The sequence below is a fragment of the Pseudoalteromonas sp. MEBiC 03485 genome (assembly GCF_004195145.1).
Classification (GTDB): Bacteria; Pseudomonadota; Gammaproteobacteria; order Enterobacterales; family Alteromonadaceae; genus Pseudoalteromonas; species Pseudoalteromonas apostichopi.
Map to the genome: position 1 here is coordinate 3,499,364 of NZ_SGBT01000001.1, position 17,227 is coordinate 3,516,590.

The window sequence follows — 17,227 nt, forward strand, 5'->3', positions numbered from 1 at the left end:
GTCACTTCCCTCAAAGTTACAGCAATCTGTTCATCAGGCTGTAACTATTTTATTTCTTATAATAGCAGGACTTATGCATAGTAATCTATTGATGATGAAGATTGTTGTCGAGAAGTTTCTGAGCTTTGCGCTGTTACTTCTTGTTGCTGCTCTTGTGTTTGTTGTTTTCCAGCGAACTGCCCTTGCCCTGACTGCTCTTGTTGTTGCTCAGGGTTACCCTGCTGAATACTACTCTCACCAAGTTCAATACCTTGCTGCGCTAGCATCTCTCGTAAACGTGGCATTGACTGCTCTAAAGCTTCTTTTGCTTGCTGATTTTGTACAACAAAATTAATTTGAGCTTGCTCTGCATCGCTACGTATACGAATTTGCATACTGCCCATTTCTGGCGGGTCTAAGCGAATTTCAGCTTCTTTATTATTGATATTTAATAATGCACTAACACGCTCTTGAAGCATTTTTGCTGCATCACTTTTTATAATGTTAATCGCTTGCATTACTCCAGGGTCAAGGGCCACTGATTTAGATTGAGCCTGGGTTTGTGCTGTTGTTTGCGTATGCATTGTTTGTACTTCAAGCGCTTGCTCGTATTGTTGATGAGCCATTTCATAAGCACCTGGTTGTACTGTTGCATTTGCTTGAGCCGTAATCTGAGTAAATAACTGAGCTACGCGCGGGGTAACTGCTTCTTGTGTGCGTTCGGTATTGAGTTTTGTATCCAGTTCTGTTGTGACGTCATCACCAATCATTGCTTTGCTTGCATCAGCTGTGACTTGCGCTGAGCTATTTTGTTTCGCCTTGCTATGTTCAGCTGTGACTGTTGCTGCGGGAACAGGCATTGCTGTGGCTGTATTTACTTTAGCTGGAGCATTAATAGCCTCTGTGAGCAAGGTTTGTGTTGCAGAGAGCTTTTCGTACTGAGCAGTGCCCGGCGTTAACGTTTGCAGTTGAGTATTCACTTTATTTAAAAGCGCTTGCTGTTCATCCTTAGTCAACGCCGTGATTTGCTTTTCGACGCCTGTAGGTAACTTGTTATCTAGAGCCTTATTGTCAGCTAATTTAGTATCTTGTTTTGCCTGATTTTCATTAGCAATGTCTTGTTCTACAGCAAATTGTGATACAGGGCTTTGTGCTGCTGACTTGCTATTGCTTAATTCAGACAATAGCGACTTGACTGTTGCCACCTCATCAGCGCTGAGTTTATTATCAGCTTTCAGTTGATTTATTTGTTGCTCAAGTTGCTTTTGCTGTTCAGAGGTTAGCGACAAACCTTTAGCGAACTCACTCACAGCCTCTCCATCACCACTTTGTACCTTAGCGAATAGGCCAACAATTGAGTTATCTGTCACTTTCTTGTCGATGCTGCTTGCTGCAGATTTATCAACGTGGCTTTGAGTTTGTTTTGAACTAACTTCGCTCGTTTTACCTTCTAAATCCGCAGTCTGCTGTTTTTGAGTAGATTTCAACAGAGCATCTAATTCAACATCAGCCTTTTTACCGCCTGTTTGTTCAGTTGCATTATTAAGATTACTTACCTGAGGTTTTGTATCAGGCGTATTAACAGCAGAAACACCCAGCTTTCCTTTATCGGTTAATGGGCTGTCAATAACAGGGCTTATGCTATCTTTTGGTGGTAAATCACCCATTGCTTTTAGCTGGCTATCTACCGCAGTCGCAACTTTAGACTTATGTAATAAGCTTGCTATTGAATTATCGCCTTCCGCGTCGGCTTTTGAATCATCGGTTTGTGCAACGTCTGTCATCGGTGAAGGTATAACAGGTGTAATGGTATCGATTGGGGATGGTTTTTTATCAACAACTACAGGGCTAACATCATTATTTTCAATCAATTTATTAACACGCGTACTCATAGCTTGAGCCGCATTAATTTGCGAAAGCAGTGAGTTTTCCTCATCTTCTACAAGAGCAAGTTCATCGCTTTGTTCTTTAGTTACAGCTTCATTACGAACATCTGGACTTGTTTTAGATTGCTGTTCTGAAGAGGTGGTAGCAGTTGCAGCTTTAGCATCAGCAGCTGTGCTTTCATCACCAGGTTTAGCATCTGATTTAGGCTCTTCAGAAGTACTGATAGCTTTAGTTTCATCAACTGAGTCAGCACCTGCATCACTTTTTGCTTGCGCGTTTGCCGCTTCACTTGCTTGTGTTAGTGAAGTTAAAAAACTTAAGCCCGATGCTTTGTCGCTAGACTCTGATTCTTTGCCTGAAAAACCAGTACCTTGCTCAGTTTTAACCTGCAAATTGATATCACTGATCGCCATAATTCACCTAAAACTAAAGAGGCAATTTGCCGCCGCAAGTGCCAAAATTAATGCTACTGGTTAGGTAAATGCAATTAACATGCCTAAAAAAGGTCGTATTTTAGAGAAGTGCGTTTTTAAGTTGACGTTGATAAAACTGATTTGAAGCGAACTCATCCAGCATTTTTTGCTCCGCTTTAGCCACTTGCATCGCTTGTTTTTCAGCTTGCTTTTCGATTAACTTCGCAACTGCTTTAGCTTTCACTTGCTGTTTTAACCACAGTGCTTTTCGCTGCGTAACAACTTGCTTTGCGGTATTCACAGTGCTTGCTTGCTGACGTATCGCTTCTTCAATTTTTGCGATAAAGGCATGATATTGACTAAACCCGGCACTAGACAAACCAGAGCGACCTTTCAAATGTAACTGCTGAGAATACTCCATGCGAAAGTTATTCAGCCCTTGCAGTTTTTGTTGGTTACTTTGTAAGTGCTGCTGCGCTTTTAAGTAATCCATGCGTAGAGACTCTTCTTTATCGCTCTCAAGCTTTAACAATAAATCAAGTTTACTTTTAGCCATTAACCTTGTCCTAATAACTGCGCAAGACCTTGTAGACCATCATCATAACTGATCACATCTTTCATGCCTTGCTGAAGGAATTGATTCACACGTGGCATCATATTAATTGCTTGGTCAAGCATAGGGTCGGTGCCTTTTTGATACGCACCTAGTGTGATCATATCTTTGTTCTGTTGATACATTGAATACACTTGTTTTAGCACGCGAGCTTGTTGCATATGCGCTTCAGATACAACCTGTGGCATAACACGAGAAATCGATTTTTCAATATCAATAGCAGGATAATGACCACTGTCGGCTAAATCTCGAGATAAAACAATATGGCCGTCTAAAATAGCACGGGCAGAGTCAGCAATTGGGTCTTGCATATCATCCCCTTCACTAAGCACAGTGAAAAACGCGGTGATCGCACCTTGCCCTTCACCACCATTACCGGCACGCTCCACCAGCGCAGGCAGTTTAGCAAATACTGAAGGCGGATAACCCTTCGTAGCTGGAGGCTCACCAACCGCTAAGGCAATTTCACGTTGCGCCATGGCATAACGGGTAACAGAGTCAAGTAATAACAACACGTTAAGACCTTGATCACGAAAATATTCAGCAATGGTCACTGCACTTTCACAACCTTTTAAACGCATTAATGGCGAGGCATCGGCTGGAGCGGCAACTACCACCGAGCGCTTGCGACCTTCAACACCTAAAATTTCTTCAATGAACTCTTTTACCTCACGACCACGCTCACCCACAAGGCCAACAACGATTACATCAGCTTCAGAGCCGCGAGTCATCATACCTAGTAGCACTGATTTACCGACACCTGAGCCTGCAAACAGACCCATACGCTGGCCTTGACCTACAGTAATAACGGAGTTGATGGCTCGAACACCTACATCCATAGGCTGACTAATAGGACGTCTTGCCAGCGGGTTTATTGGACTTTGTGCAAACTTTAGATGATGCTCAGCATTTATGGCACCTAAGCCATCAAGCGGCCGACCGAGACCATCCACCACTCGGCCAAGTAAGCTCATTCCTACAGGCAACCCTGTTTCGTTTACTTTTGGAATAACTCGCGCACCTGGCAGTACACCAGAGATATGATCATTCGGCATCAAGTAAAGTGTTTGGTCATTAAAACCAACCACTTCAGCATCAACAAATCCATTGATGGTCTCAATTTTACATTGACTGCCAACCGGTGCTCTAAGCCCTTTTGCTTCAAGTGTTAAACCAACGACACGCGTCAGAATACCAGCAACAGCAGGTTTGGGAGCCTTGATATGTTTTTCATAGTGCTGTAAGCGTTCGCTTAGAGTCATAGATTGAGCACTCATAATGAGCCTAAAAAGTGTTAGATACCACTGCTATGCAAAAAGTTTTCCAACGTTTCTTTGACGCGGGTCTTAATTGTCATATCTAAGGATGATTGTGGGGTTTTAATTTCACAGCCACCACGATCTAATGTGGGTTCTGCGATTAACTGCCAATGATTATCTGCTATGGTTTGCTCGCCATAACTTTGGGTAATTAAATCGATATCATCAGGGTGTAAGTGAATACGTACTTTCGCTTGTTCTTCACCCAAAGCGTCAATAGCCTGCTTTAAAGCATGCAAAATGACTTCTGGTGAAGTTTTAATTTCTTGATAAACTAATACTTCAGTTAACATGACCGCTAGCTGCACTAACTGCTTTTCTGCACTTTCATCTACTTTAGATAAAGGCTGAGAAAGGCTATCGAGCAAGCTTCTCAAGTTAGTGAGCTGCTCTTCTAAAATAGGCTTAATTTCTTCTTGGCCTTGCTCCTTACCAAGCTCAACACCTTCTTTAAACCCCGCTTCTTTACCTTCATGAGCGCCTTTTTCAAAACCGTCTATGTAACCTTGCTCATGGCCTTGCTTTAGTCCCTCTTCAAAGGCATCTTGACGGATTTTTTCAAGTTCAGCCATAGTCAATGACGGGATTTCAGGCTCTTCTGGTTGTTCGTCAGCTTGTTGTTTTTGCTGTTCTTTACGATATAAATCAGCTAGAGGCGTGCCGTATGCAGTTGAGCGCCCAGCAAGTTTTTTTGTATCTTGCGTAACTTCAGGGATTGGCCAGTTTTCAAGTAATTCATCAGCAGCTTCGCTGGCATGCACTGGACGTCCGGTATGAAAAGAAGACTTACTCATGGCTTACAGGAACTCCTCACCACCACCGCCACCAAGCATAATCTCGCCTGAGTCAGCCAAACGACGTGCCGTAGAAAGAATTTCTTTCTGTGCAGCTTCAACTTCACTAATACGAACAGGGCCCATCGCCTCAAGATCATCAGCGAGTAATTCAGCGGCACGTTTTGACATGTTACTTAAAATTTTCTCTTTCAATGCTTCATCTGTGCCTTTAATTGCTTTCATTAATACATCTTGCTGTACTTCACGAAGAATCGCTTGAATACCACGGTCTTCAACATCCATTAAGTTCTCAAAGACAAACATAAGGTCTTGGATTTGCTGCGACATCTCTTCATCGTGTTCACGGATTGAATCCATTAACTGACCTTCAACATTGGTATCTAGGTAGTTCATGATATCAGCAGCAGCTTTCAAGCCGCCCATTTTCGCAGCTTGCGCACCTGCTTGACCGGCGAATTGTTTCTCCATGATTTCATTCAACTCTTGTAATGCTGCCGGTTGAACTTCTTCAAGATTAGCAATACGCATAGTTAAATCTAAACGCACTTTCTCTGGGAATTGCGACAAAATTTCTGCTGATTGCTCTGGTTCTAAATAAGATAAAACAATGGTTTGAATCTGAGGGTGCTCATTGCGAATAATATTCGCCACTTGTTTTGAGTCCATCCACTTCAGTGAATCAAGACCTTTCGCACCTGACCCCATGACAATTTGGTCAATAAGGCTGGCGGCTTTATCTTCACCAAGCGCTGCGGTAAGCGCTTTTTTGATAAAGTCTTCAGACTGGAAGCCAATGGTACTGAAGCTTTGAATTTGCTCAATAAACAAATTATGGACTGCACTAATTTTCGCTTGCGATAAATCATCAAGCGCAGCCATTGCCATCCCCACTTTTTGCACTTGCTTAGGCTCTAAGTGTTTAAGGATTTGCGCAGCATCTTCTTCTGATAAGCTCAGCAATAAGATTGCCGCCTTATCAACGCCGTCTAATTTATCAACATCAAACGCCGGTGGTAATTGTTTTTGTTCTTGATCAGTCATCTTCTGTTAACCACGCTTTCACTACTTGAGAAGACAGTTCTGGTTCATTTGCAACCAATGCACGAACTGCTTTGAGTAAATCTTCATCGCCATGTAAGTCTGGCAGCTGTAGTGTACCATCACTTGAGAATCCTACAGCAGCAGAGTCAAAGTCTTTATTTAGCATATCTAGCGTGCTATCACCAATATCTACACCAGCACTTAATGCATCTTCATCATATTCCTCTAGTGTATCGTCTGGGTAAATTAGACGTTTCAACATAGGTCTTACTACAAAGACAATCAATACAATGATAACCAGAGCACCTAATGCTAAGCGTAGCATCTTCATGAACCAATCTTGCTCCCAAAGCGGAACTTCAATTGCTTCCCCAACATCTTCACGAACAAATGGTACTGTTACAACTTCAAGTGCATCACCACGTTGCATATCAAAACCAACACCACCTTGTAGTAAGCGACGAATATTTGACAATGCTTCTACAGAGCGAGGAACCATGGTTGTTTCACCGTTTTCACCCACTTGCGGCACATAATCAACGGCAACTGAAACGCTTATGCGACGGATAACACCGGTTTGCTGACGCTTATGCGAAATAGTTGTATCAAGCTCGTAGTTGCGTGTTGCTTCTTTATGCGAACGGCTAGGATTCGTTGCTGAACCCGCACTACCTTGGCCAGCAATTTCAGGAATATTAGAGTTTACTGGCGGCTGATTAGTTAGCGCACCAGGAATGCCTACAGCGAGGCCACCTATGTTATTTTCTTCGAAAGTTGTTTCACTGCGCACTGCCGGTAAATCTGGGTTATAACGTTTTTGTGTTTCTTCGACTGCGCTGAAATCCATGTTTAAATCGACTTGTGCAGTATAGTTACCTAGGCCCACTACAGGAATTAGAATACTATCGATTTTATTTAAGTACTCTTCTTCACGCTTACGCTCAATTTCATACTCTTTACGAGAGCGTGCCGCGAGTGAGTTTTGTGAACCAGAATTAAGTAAGCGACCATTTTGATCAGTCACGGTAACACGCTCTGGCGATAAACCTTGTACCGCTGAGGCAACAATATCAACCACTGAGTCAACTTCTTCACCATCAAGCGAACGGCCACGTTTTAAGGTTAGCACTACTGTAGCTGAGGGCTGTTTTTCGCGACGAGCGAATACGTTTTCTTTTGGAATAGCTAAAAGTACTTTGGCGCGAGTAACATTTTTTAGCTCTTCGATGGTACGCGCAAGCTGTTGCTCACGACCATGTTTTAAACGTTCACGTTCAAGGCGTTGGCTTACACCAAATCCCATGTCTTGCATGATGATGTCAGTACCTGAGCTTGGCGCTTGCTCTAGGCCTTCACGAGCCATCAATAGCTTTATGTTTTGGTATTCACCTTCTTCAACAGAGATGACGTTACCATCGAGTTCGTAATCAATCTTTTGAGCGTCTAAAAAGTCCAACGTTTGAATAAGCTCTTCCGTTGGCATTTTACCAAGCGGACGCATATCTGGCTGACGAGCCCAAATAATAATGAAAATTGCGATAGCCAAACAGATTGCCAAAGCAATCACTAAGGTAACCTGACGTAAAACATCTACGCCGTTTAAGGCACTTAGGTAGCCTGACTTTTGCTCTTGTTGATCATCGGTATCGGTTGAATCGATACCACCGCCTGCTAAGGCTAGATCAGTTGATTGATTAGATTGCGCCACAATAATTCTCCACTACCTAGTTACACAGGCATGTTCATGATTTCTTTATAAGCTTCAACAAGTTTGTTTCGAACCTGAACCGTTGCTTCAAATGCCACTGATGACTTTTGCGAAGCAATCATCACATCAGCTAAAGAAACACTGCGGTCACCCATTTCCATTGCCGTTACTTTTTGCTTAGCGTCTTGTTGTAAGCCATTCACTGTATCAAGTGCATTAGTAAGTAAATCACCAAACTGTGCCGACGATGTTGGCTGAGTTTGTGTTGGTAAATTATTAATTGAGTTGCTACGGCCTGCTTCTAAGGCCATAGATTGCATTTCTTGAAATAATGCGCTGTTTTGAACTTTCATAATACTCTCTGACAATGCAGTTTACTTATGAACTGATAAAGCATAAACCGTGCCACAAAATAAACACAGCAATTTCAATAGCTTAAGCAGCACTCTTGGTTTGTCAGAGTTTTGACAGCAAACAAGCTCACAAAAATGTGAGCTTGTTTGCTTAACTTTTTGGAAGGAATCTATGCAGGTAAGGCTATACCTAAGTCTCGCATTTGCGCCAGTTTATAACGTAAAGTGCGTGGACTAATACCTAAGGTTTCTGCAACCTCTTTACGCTTACCATTACAGCGCGCTAAGGTTTCTAAAATAATACGATGCTCTTTATCTTTCAGCTCGTCTTTGTAATTACCTTGCTCGCTTACTTGTGGCACGGTATCTAAATTAACCTCTACAGGCTGCTCTTGATAAGCCGGTGCATTGTGTGATGGCGTAGCGACTGGCTTGATATCCGCAGATAACAACTCTTCAATAAAAACATCGTCTTGATGAATACTATTACCATCACATAATATCAACGCCCGTTGAATAACGTTATCAAGCTCTCGTACGTTACCTGGCCAAGCATGCGATAGCAGCTTTTGTTTCGCACTCTCACTTAGTTGAGCGATAGGCTCTTTACTTTTAAGGCAATGACGCTCTATCAAATGCTCAGCCAATACAATAATATCGCCAGGACGCTCAGCTAGTGGTTTCCACATTAGCGGGAACACATTTAAGCGATAATATAAATCTTCTCTAAATAGATTTTCGCTCACCGCTTCTTTTAAATCTCGGTTACTTGTGGCGAGTACGCGAACATCAAGTTCAATAGTTTTACGTCCGCCTAAGCGCTCTACTTCGCGCTCTTGAAGTACACGCAGTAATTTAGCTTGTAAGCCTAAATCCATCTCAGTAATTTCATCAAGTAAGATGGTACCACCTTGAGCTTGCTCAAATTTACCAGGACAGGCTTGAATAGCGCCGGTAAACGCCCCTTTTTCGTAACCAAATAAGGTTGCTTCAAGCATATTTTCCGGAATAGCGGCGCAGTTAATAGCAACAAAGGGGGCATCGCTACGATTTGATTTGTCGTGGATAAAACGAGCCAACACTTCTTTACCCGAGCCACTTGGGCCGAGTACCATAACACTGGCATCGGAGCGCGCAACTTTACTCGCAAGTTCTAATAACTTAATGCTCGATGGATCGGCAACAATTGGGCCATCAGTTTCTTTTTCCTTTTCAGGCAAATAACGGCTCACCATGTTAAGAAGCACTTCAGGGGCAAACGGTTTTGCCATGTAATCAATCGCGCCTAGACGCATTGCTTCTACAGCATCATCAATGGTGGCATAGGCCGTCATCATTAATACCGGCAGCTCAGGATAATTAAGTTTAATGCTACGTAGTAGGTCAAGGCCGCTCATAGCGCCCATTTGCACGTCGCTAACAACCAATGAATAGCTATTTTGCTTAAGCAAGATCATCGCTTGTTCAGCGCTATCTGCAGCAACGCAATCAATACCCGACATTTCAAGGGTATCGATTAGCGCTTCTCGTAAGCCTGCGTCGTCTTCAACGACTAAAATAGAGTTAGTATTCATTTTGCCTCCGCTGACATTGGTTCTGCACTAATTGGCAAGATCAAACTAAAACATGCTCCCCCATGAGCATTATTAGTCACTTCAACCCGTCCTTGGTGCGCATTGGCGACTGAACTTACAACTGCAAGTCCAAGCCCCGTGCCTTGGCTTTTGGTAGTGTAAAAAGGTTCGAATAATTTGTTGGCATGACGTAAATCAACACCTGGGCCATTATCACTGACACTGATGCGAACACAGTTTTCGCTAGTTTCGTCACGCTCAGCACTCAGTGTTACCACAGCCTCAGAGCCAATGATTTGAATACTGTTATGGATCAGGTTTTGAATAGCGCTCGCCAGAGCGGTTTTATTACCCACAATTTCAATATCTGGCTCTGGTAAGTTCACGCTAAGTTCACTGTTATTTTGAGCAACCATAGCATCAGCACCCGCTTTTACTTCATTAAGTAACTGCTGCATCGACACACTTTCAACCACTTGTTGCTCGCCACTTTTGGCAAATAACAGCATGTCATTCACTTGGGTTTCTAAATCTTTTAAACGCGACATTAGCTTTGTATGAAAATTACCACGAGAACTTTCTGGGAGACGCTTTGAGCCTAAATTTGCGGCATATAACATGGCAGCAGATAGCGGCGTCCTGACTTGATGAGCAAGCGAAGCAACCATTTTGCCAAGCGCACTTAAGCGCTGCATATGTGCCATCCGCTTTTGTAAACGTCTGGTTTCAGTTAAATCTGTCATTAAAATTAACTGTCCTGGCTCTGGGGCAAGCGCAGTAATATCAAGCTTAATTAAACGACCATCTTTGAGTGATACTTCATGCCCATCATCTTGTTGTGGTCGAAATGAACGTTGAATAACGCTAAACCACTTTTCACCTTCAAGGGGCTCACCTAGCATATCAATGGCAATTTGATTTGCTTTCGCGATCATACCTCGGCCATCTAAAACAACTACACCTGCGGGCATAGTATCCACCAAATGACCCAACCAGCTGGCTTGTTGGCGCAACTCGCTCAACTCACCCACATACTCTTCTTGTAGTAAGCATGGGTTATATTGTTTGGCTGTGATAAATTGTGGTTTTAGGACATTTGCTAAGGCCATAATCAATACTCAAAAAATCGTGTCTACCTAGCTAAATGCACAATTCGTACCAAATTTATTTTTGTTTTATTTCAATAAATTAAAGACAAAAACAACACTGACAAAAAAATGACAATCGCGAGGGAATAATGCAAAAAGAACACCATTGTCGTTGCCCATGGCTCGATACCAGCAAAGAAGATTATGTGGCCTATCATGACCAAGAATGGGGGGTGCCATTATATGATGATCACCGTTTATTTGAGTTTATAACCTTAGAGTCAGCACAAGCGGGACTGAGTTGGTATACCATACTTAAAAAGCGTGATGGCTATCGCAGTGCCTTCAAAAACTTTGTAGTTGAAGAGGTTGCCCAAATGACCGAAGACGACGTCGAACGGTTAATGCAGTTTGAAGGCATTATTCGTAATCGCGCCAAAATAGCTGCGACTATCAATAACGCACAACGTTTTATTGAAATTCAAAAAGAGTTTGGCAGCTTCTCAAACTACCAATGGCAGTTTGTCGATGGCAAGCCTTTGGTAAACAACCTTGATAAATTAGAAGACTATCCGGCTATTACTGAAGCCTCAACAGCATTTGCCAAAGATTTAAAAAAGCGCGGCTTTAAGTTTTTAGGTCCAACCACTGTGTATGCGCATATGCAAGCCTGCGGCATGGTAAATGATCATAGCAATGATTGCTTTAGAAAGGCTGAGATAATCAGTGAGTACGAATAGATAAAATCGAGGAAGTCACCTAACGCGGCTTAGTCGCGCGTTAGGTTATATTTCTTCATTTTTTCGACCAGTGTGGTGCGGCGAACACCTAAAATTTCTGCTGCACGTGCAACAACATAATCGTAGCGCTCTAATGCTTGGCTGATTAAGCTGATTTCTAGCTCAGCAAGATACTCTTTCAACTCAATGCCTTCATCAGGGAGTAAACCTGAGTCAACCGTTGTTGCTGGTACATCAGGTTCTTCATCATCATAATCACTAAAGCCAGTGCTGAAAATATCGTTGAACGCATCTCGCTCCATCAACTCTTCAGGGTACTCAGGCTCATAAGCCTCAACTTCGATATAACGATATTTAGCTGGAAGGTCTGGCACATCAACCACTTTATCAGGAAACATGATCACCATACGCTCAACTAAATTAGCAAGCTCACGAATATTCCCCGGCCACGCATGCTCTTTTAAGCTTTGAATCGCACGCTCAGTAAATTTGGCCGTTGTGCCACTTTGCTCGTTAACACGACGCATTAACTCTTTTAAAAGTAGAGGAATATCGTCAGCACGCTCACTTAGCGAAGGGTTTTCAATTGGAAACACGTTTAAGCGATAAAAAAGGTCTTCACGGAAGTCGCCCTTTTCAATCATTTCTTCAAGGTTACGGTGAGTTGCAGCAATAATTCGTACGTCAGCTTGAATAGGCTTAGTACCCCCTACTCGCTCATAGCTACGCTCTTGCAACACACGTAGTAGTTTAACCTGCATTTGCAAAGGCATATCACCAATTTCATCTAAAAACAGCGTGCCGCCTTGCGCTAATTCAAAGCGCCCTTTTCGTGCAGAAATAGCGCCCGTAAAAGCACCCTTTTCATGGCCAAATAGCTCACTTTCTAGAAGCTCGCCAGGGATAGCACCACAGTTTACCGGCACAAATGGTCCGGTATTGCGTTTAGAGAGTAAATGAACGTTACGTGCAACAACTTCTTTACCTGTGCCTGACTCACCTAAGATCAACACATTTGCATCGGTTTTTGCTACTTGCTCAATTAAAAAGCGCACATCTTTTACAGCTTCGGTTTCACCGACTAAACCATCAAATGACTTATTGGATTTAGCTTGTTTATGGTCACCCGGTAGCATGCGCTGATATTGCTGACAATCATGCAATAGCTGAGTAGTTACGTCATGGTTAAACGGCTCACAAATTAAACCAACGACATTAGCAATGCTTAGTAACGGTTTGAGTGTTTCACCAATTAATAAAAACGGAATGGCAGGAAACTGTTTGATCACAGCCTCGTGATTTAGCTGCTGTAAAGCACCAAGAATGACCATGCATTCTTGCTGTTGATGTTTTTCACAAAAAGACTGTAACGAAGTCTCATCAACTAATTGTGCAGTTTCACCAATGAAGGTAAGTGCTGCATGTAAACCTATCGCACGATTATTATTATTGTCTAAAATTAAGATCATTATTGGCGAACCACAGTTACCACGAGGTTAGTTAATTTCTAAATTGTAAGCGAGTTTAGGAGGGATGCAAGCGCTAAGCGGCAATTTATTGACATCAACGCCAAAAAATAGTCACTTAGCCCCTGAATTTAATACTAAAGAATTAAAGTAAACCTAAAATGGATTCAGCTGAACGATTTGCTTGACCACGCAAAGCAACAGATGCTTGTGACAAAATATCATTAGCTACTTGATCAGACACAGCTTTTGCATAGTCAGTATCTTCTATACGGCTTTGACTCGCAGCAATATTCTCTCGCTGGTTGCCTAAACCTTTTATCGTACTCGCTAAGGTGTTTTGAAAAGCGCCTAGCTCAGCTCTTTGAGCGTTAATTTCCTCTGCTGCTTGGTCGCTAATATCTATGGCAGCTTGTGCCCCTGCTTGCGTTGAAATATCGATTCCCGCAATCACAGAAGCAATACTGCCATCCGATGGCGTCACTGATTGTGTGGTGTTGGCATCTGGGCCAACCTGAAAAGACACTTGTTCACCATCAAATAAAGGTTTGCCACCGAATGAGGCATTTTCGAATGTTTCTGAAACTTGTGTTTGCAATTGCGACACTTCTTCTTGAAGTGCAGCCCTGTCACTGTCTGTAAGCGCACCATTACCCGCTTGAATAGAAAGCTCTCGTATGCGAGAAACAGCATCATTCACACCTGATAGGTTTGACTCTGTCACTTGTGAGTAAGAAATGCCATCGTACGCATTGCTAATAGCTTGGCTATAACCATCTTGCTGTGATGTTAATCTATCAATAATTTGTAGTGCAGCAGCATCATCTGCCGCTGAGTTTACTTTTTTACCTGACGCTAATTGCTCAGCAAGCTTATTGCCCGTTTGCTGAGTTTGGTTTAAAAACCCGGTATTGGGTGATTGAATTTTCATGGCGGCCTCCGACAAACCGATTGCTTAAATTATAGCTTAATTTGCCAAATTTTGTACTTTGTACCATGGTTTAGATAAATTAACTTGGCATCTGACTTGCTAGTGTATTAGTTAATAGTTAAATTACTGAGAATTGTGTCAAAATTCTCACTTTGCGTACTTCACTTTTATAAATAACTACGCCAATGATAAATAACTTAGGTAACGCTATGTTCGACAATAAAACGATTTTAATTACCGGTGGTACTGGTTCATTCGGCAAAAAATACGTCAAAACGCTACTAGAACGCTATAAACCTAAGAAGATCATTATCTTCTCACGGGACGAACTAAAGCAGTTTGAAATGCAGCAAGAGTTTGACCAACCGTGTATGCGATACTTCATTGGTGATGTGCGCGATAGAGAAAGGCTTCGCCGTGCTATGCGAGGTGTGCACTATGTGATTCACGCAGCAGCATTAAAACAAGTTCCAGCTGCTGAATACAATCCAATGGAATGTATCAAAACCAATATTAATGGTGCTGAAAACGTCATTGATGCAGCTCTTGATAATAACGTAGAGAAAGTCATTGCACTGTCGACTGATAAAGCAGCGAACCCAATCAACTTATATGGTGCGACTAAACTTGCATCAGATAAGTTATTTGTTGCTGCTAATAATATTGCTGGCGGCCATAAAACAACCTTTTCAGTAGTAAGATACGGTAACGTAGTTTGCTCTCGTGGCTCTGTTGTGCCTATTTTCCAAAAGTTTATTGACCAAGGTCGCGACCATATTCCTATTACCCATGAAGAAATGACCCGCTTTTGGATTAGCCTGCAACAAGGTGTTGATTTTGTTCTAACTAATTTCGAGCGAATGCTGGGTGGCGAGATTTTCGTGCCGAAGATCCCTTCAATTCGTATTACAGATCTTGCCAAAGCCATGGCCCCTGATTTACCGATTAAGATAATCGGTATTCGCCCAGGTGAAAAGTTACACGAAGTCATGTGCCCGGCCGACTTATGCTTTGAAACGTACGAATATAGCGATCATTTTGTTATCGCTCCAGGTATCAAATTCAGCAGCCGTAGCAATGATTTTACTGAAAATGCACTTGGCGAAAAAGGCAAACAAGTTGCCCAAGGTTTCGAGTATAACTCACTCGATAACCCTGATTATATGAGCATTGAAGAAATTAAAAACTTCAATGTCCAAGCGTTACTGTAATACTGAATTATGACGAATAAGGTAATTCCTTACGGCAAACAAAGTATTTCACAGGATGACATCAATGCCGTAATTGATGTCTTGAAATCTGACTGGTTAACACAGGGCCCTGCTGTTCCAGCATTTGAAAGTGCCATTGCAGAGTATTGCGGTGCTAGCCACGCCTGCGCCACTAACAGCGCCACCTCAGCCTTGCATATTGCTTGCCTTGCTTTAGGCGTAGGTAAAGGTGACATCGTATGGACGTCACCAATCTCCTTTGTCGCATCGAGTAACTGCGCGCTGTATTGTGGTGCTGAAGTCGACTTTGCTGATATCGACCTTGAAACAGGCAACATGTCTATTGCAGCACTTCGAGACAAGCTAAAGTTAGCCAAACAAAACCAGCGACTTCCTAAGGTCGTGATCCCTGTTCATTTAGCAGGTCAGTCTTGCGATATGGCAGCAATCAATGAACTTGCCAAAGAGTATGACTTTAAGGTAATTGAAGATGCCTCGCATGCAATAGGCGCCAAGTATAAAGATAAGCCTGTTGGCAGTTGTGATTATTCAGATATTACTGTGTTTAGCTTTCATCCAGTAAAGATAATCACATCTGCTGAAGGGGGGATGGCGGTTACCAACTGCGCTGAACTCAACAAAAAAATGAGCCGTTTGCGAAGCCATGGTATTACTAATATTCCTGAAGAAATGACCGAGCCAAGTCACGGCCCTTGGTACTATCAACAGCTAGACCTTGGTTTTAATTATAGAATGACTGACATGCAAGCCGCTTTAGGACTGAGTCAGTTAAAGCAGCTAGATAGCTTTGTATCAATGCGAAACGACATTGCAACAACATATAACCATGCGTTTGCAAATTCAACGGTAACTCATTTAACACAATCGGATGATTGTTACTCTAGCTACCATTTATATATTGTTCGTTTAACGCAGTGTGAAGTAGAAAAACATAAGTCAATCATTACAGGCATGCGCGAGCAAGGAATTATTGCTCACTTGCATTATATACCGATCCATTTACAGCCTTATTATCAAGCTTTAGGCTTTTCGGAAGGTGATTTTCCTAATGCAGAAACGTACTACAAACAGGCTGTTACTATTCCTCTGCATCCTGCTATAACTGCAGACGAGCAGCAATTCGTTATCAAAATACTGATTGATTTATTATGAAGCTCACTTTAGGCACAGTGCAATTCGGCTTGAACTACGGTGTCAGTAATAAGCTTGGTCAACCAAGCATAGCCAAGGCTCATGCCATTTTAGATATTGCAAAAGATGCAGGCATTACAACATTAGATACCGCACTTGGTTACGGCGAGAGTCACCAAGTGTTGGCATCCTATCCTTCGATTAATGACAGCTTTAACATAGTTACTAAGTTACCTCCTCTACAAAAAGAGCAATTTTCTCATAAGGATGCAGATCATTACATTGCATTAATTGAGCAATGTTTTTCAGATTTTAAAACCCAAAAGCTAAGCGCAATCCTATTTCACCAAGCAAGCGACATCGAGAAACAAGGTGTTGCGCCCGTTTTAGCATGTTTAAAGCAACGACAATTAGAAAATCAATTAGCAAGTAAAGGGGTTTCTTTGTATTCAGGTGCTGAGGTGGATGGCTTCACACAGTTGAGTGAAATTAACCTTGTGCAAATACCTTATAATGCATTTGATACCTACTTTAAACACACTGGCGCTCTTTCATTACTAAAGAAAAACAAGACTCAAGTGCACGCTAGATCTTGTTTTTTACAAGGCTTGTTATTAATGCCCATCAATGAGTTAGCTAACTACTTTAAACCTTGGAAGCAACATTTAGAGTCATTTCATCAGTTAGCGCAGTATATTGGTGTGTCGTCACTAACACTCAGCCTTGCATATGCTTTAAAAGAAGATGAAATAGATAAAATAGTTGTCGGTGTGAACTCAGAGTCTGAGTTAGAGCAAATTTTAGAGGCCTATCAGGGCAGCATCAAAATCTGTCACGACGTGCTCAAAGAAATGACTGTTAATGATCCAAGACTCACCAACCCAGCAAATTGGCAACTATAAATAGTTTAGAAAAATGATTGATTGCCGATAAATGGCTATGATCAAAAAAGGCA

15 protein-coding genes are annotated in these 17,227 nt (G+C 42.2%); 4 read left to right on the top strand and 11 right to left on the bottom strand.

Annotated features, from left to right (window positions below):
* Positions 1-71: 71 nt before the first annotated feature.
* The 9 genes from EVU92_RS16085 to EVU92_RS16125 form a co-directional block, all read right to left on the bottom strand.
* A complete protein-coding gene (locus tag EVU92_RS16085; protein WP_130052069.1) occupies positions 72-2,279 on the bottom strand; it encodes a flagellar hook-length control protein FliK in 2,208 nt (735 codons plus the stop codon).
* Positions 2,280-2,379: 100 nt separating this feature from the next.
* The gene (gene fliJ / locus EVU92_RS16090; protein ID WP_130052070.1) at positions 2,380-2,835 is read right to left on the bottom strand and encodes a flagellar export protein FliJ; all 456 of its coding nucleotides are present in this window, start codon (positions 2,833-2,835) and stop codon (positions 2,380-2,382) included.
* On the bottom strand, positions 2,835-4,169 hold the full coding sequence (fliI, locus tag EVU92_RS16095) for a flagellar protein export ATPase FliI (protein ID WP_130052071.1): 1,335 nt from the start codon (positions 4,167-4,169) through the stop codon (positions 2,835-2,837). The genes fliJ and fliI overlap by 1 nt, the downstream gene beginning before the upstream one ends.
* Positions 4,170-4,186: 17 nt before the next feature.
* On the bottom strand, positions 4,187-5,005 hold the full coding sequence (gene fliH, locus EVU92_RS16100; protein ID WP_130052072.1) for a flagellar assembly protein FliH: 819 nt from the start codon (positions 5,003-5,005) through the stop codon (positions 4,187-4,189).
* Positions 5,006-5,008: 3 nt separating this feature from the next.
* A complete protein-coding gene (fliG, locus tag EVU92_RS16105; RefSeq protein WP_130052073.1) occupies positions 5,009-6,049 on the bottom strand; it encodes a flagellar motor switch protein FliG in 1,041 nt (346 codons plus the stop codon).
* Positions 6,042-7,757, bottom strand: a complete 1,716-nt coding sequence (gene fliF, locus EVU92_RS16110; RefSeq protein ID WP_130052074.1) for a flagellar basal-body MS-ring/collar protein FliF — start codon at positions 7,755-7,757, stop codon at positions 6,042-6,044. The genes fliG and fliF overlap by 8 nt, the downstream gene beginning before the upstream one ends.
* Positions 7,758-7,777: 20 nt before the next feature.
* On the bottom strand, positions 7,778-8,110 hold the full coding sequence (fliE, locus tag EVU92_RS16115; RefSeq protein ID WP_130052075.1) for a flagellar hook-basal body complex protein FliE: 333 nt from the start codon (positions 8,108-8,110) through the stop codon (positions 7,778-7,780).
* Between the two features lie 170 nt (positions 8,111-8,280).
* A complete protein-coding gene (locus EVU92_RS16120; protein ID WP_130052076.1) occupies positions 8,281-9,684 on the bottom strand; it encodes a sigma-54 dependent transcriptional regulator in 1,404 nt (467 codons plus the stop codon).
* Positions 9,681-10,793, bottom strand: coding sequence for an ATP-binding protein (locus EVU92_RS16125; protein ID WP_130052077.1), 1,113 nt, complete (start codon positions 10,791-10,793; stop codon positions 9,681-9,683). Before EVU92_RS16125 ends, EVU92_RS16120 begins: the two co-directional genes overlap by 4 nt.
* A gap of 128 nt (positions 10,794-10,921) precedes the next feature.
* Between EVU92_RS16125 and EVU92_RS16130 the strand changes: the two genes are divergently transcribed.
* Complete coding sequence (locus EVU92_RS16130) at positions 10,922-11,512, top strand: DNA-3-methyladenine glycosylase I (RefSeq protein WP_130052078.1); 591 nt, start codon at positions 10,922-10,924, stop codon at positions 11,510-11,512.
* Positions 11,513-11,541: 29 nt separating this feature from the next.
* Here the strand turns inward: EVU92_RS16130 and EVU92_RS16135 are convergent, their stop codons facing one another.
* Together EVU92_RS16135 and EVU92_RS16140 are read right to left on the bottom strand one after the other, a co-directional pair.
* Positions 11,542-12,981, bottom strand: a complete 1,440-nt coding sequence (locus EVU92_RS16135; RefSeq protein WP_055197959.1) for a sigma-54 dependent transcriptional regulator — start codon at positions 12,979-12,981, stop codon at positions 11,542-11,544.
* 142 nt (positions 12,982-13,123) lie between these two features.
* Entirely contained in the window at positions 13,124-13,909 is a 786-nt protein-coding gene (locus EVU92_RS16140; protein ID WP_130052079.1) for a flagellin, read from the bottom strand.
* A 209-nt stretch (positions 13,910-14,118) separates the two neighbouring features.
* Between EVU92_RS16140 and pseB the strand changes: the two genes are divergently transcribed.
* Genes pseB through EVU92_RS16155 form a run of 3 tightly spaced genes read left to right on the top strand, consistent with a single transcriptional unit; the run spans position 14,119 to position 17,174 of the window.
* Complete coding sequence (gene pseB / locus EVU92_RS16145; protein WP_130052080.1) at positions 14,119-15,120, top strand: UDP-N-acetylglucosamine 4,6-dehydratase (inverting); 1,002 nt, start codon at positions 14,119-14,121, stop codon at positions 15,118-15,120.
* A gap of 9 nt (positions 15,121-15,129) precedes the next feature.
* A complete protein-coding gene (gene pseC / locus EVU92_RS16150) occupies positions 15,130-16,293 on the top strand; it encodes a UDP-4-amino-4,6-dideoxy-N-acetyl-beta-L-altrosamine transaminase (protein WP_130052081.1) in 1,164 nt (387 codons plus the stop codon).
* Complete coding sequence (locus EVU92_RS16155; RefSeq protein WP_130052082.1) at positions 16,290-17,174, top strand: aldo/keto reductase; 885 nt, start codon at positions 16,290-16,292, stop codon at positions 17,172-17,174. The genes pseC and EVU92_RS16155 overlap by 4 nt, the downstream gene beginning before the upstream one ends.
* The last annotated feature ends 53 nt before the right edge of the window (positions 17,175-17,227 follow it).

What these genes read in the sequence shown, in the direction of transcription:
- EVU92_RS16085 (WP_130052069.1), bottom strand. Translation starts at nt 2,279, where the DNA reads ATGGCGATCAGTGATATCAATTTGCAGGTTAAAACTGAGCAAGGTACT.
- fliJ (WP_130052070.1), bottom strand. Translation starts at nt 2,835, where the DNA reads ATGGCTAAAAGTAAACTTGATTTATTGTTAAAGCTTGAGAGCGATAAA.
- fliI (WP_130052071.1), bottom strand. Translation starts at nt 4,169, where the DNA reads ATGAGTGCTCAATCTATGACTCTAAGCGAACGCTTACAGCACTATGAA.
- fliH (WP_130052072.1), bottom strand. Translation starts at nt 5,005, where the DNA reads ATGAGTAAGTCTTCTTTTCATACCGGACGTCCAGTGCATGCCAGCGAA.
- fliG (WP_130052073.1), bottom strand. Translation starts at nt 6,049, where the DNA reads ATGACTGATCAAGAACAAAAACAATTACCACCGGCGTTTGATGTTGAT.
- fliE (WP_130052075.1), bottom strand. Translation starts at nt 8,110, where the DNA reads ATGAAAGTTCAAAACAGCGCATTATTTCAAGAAATGCAATCTATGGCC.
- EVU92_RS16120 (WP_130052076.1), bottom strand. Translation starts at nt 9,684, where the DNA reads ATGAATACTAACTCTATTTTAGTCGTTGAAGACGACGCAGGCTTACGA.
- EVU92_RS16125 (WP_130052077.1), bottom strand. Translation starts at nt 10,793, where the DNA reads ATGGCCTTAGCAAATGTCCTAAAACCACAATTTATCACAGCCAAACAA.
- EVU92_RS16130 (WP_130052078.1), top strand. Translation starts at nt 10,922, where the DNA reads ATGCAAAAAGAACACCATTGTCGTTGCCCATGGCTCGATACCAGCAAA.
- EVU92_RS16135 (WP_055197959.1), bottom strand. Translation starts at nt 12,981, where the DNA reads ATGATCTTAATTTTAGACAATAATAATAATCGTGCGATAGGTTTACAT.
- EVU92_RS16140 (WP_130052079.1), bottom strand. Translation starts at nt 13,909, where the DNA reads ATGAAAATTCAATCACCCAATACCGGGTTTTTAAACCAAACTCAGCAA.
- pseB (WP_130052080.1), top strand. Translation starts at nt 14,119, where the DNA reads ATGTTCGACAATAAAACGATTTTAATTACCGGTGGTACTGGTTCATTC.
- pseC (WP_130052081.1), top strand. Translation starts at nt 15,130, where the DNA reads ATGACGAATAAGGTAATTCCTTACGGCAAACAAAGTATTTCACAGGAT.
- EVU92_RS16155 (WP_130052082.1), top strand. Translation starts at nt 16,290, where the DNA reads ATGAAGCTCACTTTAGGCACAGTGCAATTCGGCTTGAACTACGGTGTC.